The 2,137-nt window shown below is 48.5% G+C and carries 5 protein-coding genes; 4 read left to right on the forward strand and 1 reads right to left on the reverse strand.

Annotated elements, in window-relative coordinates; all coding sequences use genetic code 11:
* The coding region (locus NC99_RS22310) for a hypothetical protein (RefSeq protein ID WP_204374929.1) at nucleotides 1-197 on the reverse strand (197 nt) is incomplete at its 3' end.
* Between the two features lie 347 nt (nucleotides 198-544).
* Between NC99_RS22310 and NC99_RS07160 the strand changes: the two genes are divergently transcribed.
* From NC99_RS07160 to NC99_RS07175, 4 genes are all read left to right on the forward strand, one after another.
* Complete coding sequence (locus tag NC99_RS07160; protein ID WP_053181542.1) at nucleotides 545-907, forward strand: hypothetical protein; 363 nt, start codon at nucleotides 545-547, stop codon at nucleotides 905-907.
* A gap of 21 nt (nucleotides 908-928) precedes the next feature.
* Nucleotides 929-1,240, forward strand: coding sequence for a DUF4134 domain-containing protein (locus NC99_RS07165; RefSeq protein ID WP_053181543.1), 312 nt, complete (start codon nucleotides 929-931; stop codon nucleotides 1,238-1,240).
* Entirely contained in the window at nucleotides 1,240-1,545 is a 306-nt protein-coding gene (locus NC99_RS07170; RefSeq protein WP_053181545.1) for a DUF4133 domain-containing protein, read from the forward strand. Before NC99_RS07165 ends, NC99_RS07170 begins: the two co-directional genes overlap by 1 nt.
* Nucleotides 1,542-2,137 (forward strand): hypothetical protein (locus tag NC99_RS07175; RefSeq protein ID WP_204374930.1); only part of this gene is annotated, 596 nt, incomplete at its 3' end. The genes NC99_RS07170 and NC99_RS07175, both read left to right, overlap by 4 nt.

Below are 2,137 nucleotides of genomic sequence, written 5' to 3' on the forward strand. Positions count from 1 at the left end.
TGTTCCGCTTCGCTCCACGCCCGGGCGACACTTGCCCGAGCCCGCCCGCACCAAAACTTCAGCCTGAGATTATTTTCGTCAAAAATCAAAAAAGAAAACCAATTTAGCCACTCTCCACACATCCCGGCCCTGATGATAAAATGCAAGGCCGGGGCAAGTGTCCCGTTCCAAGGAGAGAAGAAATATTTCAATGCCATGAGTTTCGGGACAGCCTTGCATTTTCGCCCCGACTGGCTTGGAAATGGTTTTCTTTCTTTTTTTGCCTGTTTTTTCCTTTGTTTTTGAAAAAAATATCACTGTTCAAAACACAACAATCCAAACGGTCCCGGAGGGCGGTAAAACCCCACCAACCCTGTCGCGACTCAAAGCAGGACAAATCCATTCAAAATGAATTTTAGGGGAATACCTCCAGTTTAACCATATAAGACCCCACGTCGGTCCAGGTGGGGTAACGATCCGAAAACGACAATCCAACTTTGCACCAACGAGCGGTTCATCCGTCCGTGCTCAAATTACCAGTTTAGAAACCATAAAAAAGAACAGCATGTTTGGAATCGATCAGATCAGTTGGGGCCAATTTACCCGTTTTGTACTTACCATCATATTGCTATGGTACCTGGGACTTTTGCTTGTTTATTTTTTTCAAAAGAAAAGGAAGCTTACACCAAGGCTCTTTGAAGATGATGGGGCAGAGTTGAATCAGCCAGCAATGCTGGAACCCATCTCCGTATCTTCACAGGATCTGCCCCCGGCCATGCTTCCCTTTGTGCCGATTACCACGGTTTTCCTGTCGGTTTCCTACTACGAGGAAATGGGGATGGATGATGGCTTCTCCCTTGACCAGTTTCAGAATTCCAAAGATCCTCTGCCACCCGAAGTGATGGATCAAATTCAGTTTCAACAATAACCCTTCAAAATTTTAGCGATTATGAAAACAATTCATCGGTCTTTTCAGAAAGCATCCGCTTTCGTTCTGCTCTTTTTGCTTTGGATCTCCCAAAGTGTCGCCCAAAGCTCTGCTGGTATCGACCAGGCTACGGCCGAAGTAAATTCTTATGTCGATCCGATCTCCAACCTGATTATTGCCATTGGAGCCGTGGTTGGGCTGATTGGCGGCGTTCGCGTGTATATTAAATGGCAAAGCGGTGACCAGGATACCCAGAAAGCCATTATGGGCTGGTTTGGCGCCTGTTTGTTTTTGGTGTTGGTCGGGGTGGTCATCAAAGCCTTTTTTGCCTGATGGAAAGCTACACGCTTCATAAGGTCGACACCAGGCTATATGTGCAGGGATTCTCCGGTGTATTGGTGTTTAAAGCCCTGTACGCCGCACTGACAGCCTTTCTGCTGTTTGTGATCCTGTATATTTCTGCCGGAACCTTTCCGGCTGCGATCATCAGCATCCCGCTGTTTTTCGGCTATCTCCACCGGCTCAGCCGGATCCAGAAAGACCCGGGACCGGAAGGCTGGCAAAAGCAACAGACCAGCCGGAAGCTACCGGGCTTTATCCTGATAAAAAAACGTCTTCATCAAATACACACCTCATGATTCGTTCGATGCAAAGTAAACCAATCGATCAGGTATTGCCTGTTTTGGGTTTTAACGGAGATTATTTGGTTTCCAACAACCTGGACATGGGTTTCGGGCTAAAGCTCCAGCTCCCGGAACTGCTGAGTCAAAGTGCCGGGCAACTTTACATGCTGCATGATACCTTCCGTCGTGTGGTGAACCTGCTGCCGGCAGGGGCACTGCTTCATAAGCAGGATTTCTTCCTGTCCGACCGGTTTGATTCCAGCGACAACGAAAAGACGGTCAGCTTGAACGAAGCCTACCTGGATCACTTTACCGGCAGGCCTTTTTTGAGGCATGAATGTTACCTGTATGTCAGTTTGCTGAATCACGGCCTGCTGAAAAACTACCTGGGGTCAGCCCTGATCTTTTCGCGGAAAGCCCGGATGGCTGAGATCCGCCTCACAGACAAGCTCCGGGAACTTCAGAATAACCTGGCGGCGGTTTTGGTTCAAAGCGGCATGGACTGCGAGCCCATCAAACAGGAAACAGCCATTGGCGGTGTACGAACACCCGGACTGATTGATGGGCTCAGATCGGAAGAGAAAAAGTCTGAAAAAAAAACACGTGG

Origin of the sequence: Sunxiuqinia dokdonensis, assembly GCF_001270965.1 — a bacterium.
Lineage (GTDB): Bacteria > Bacteroidota > Bacteroidia > Bacteroidales > Prolixibacteraceae > Sunxiuqinia > Sunxiuqinia dokdonensis.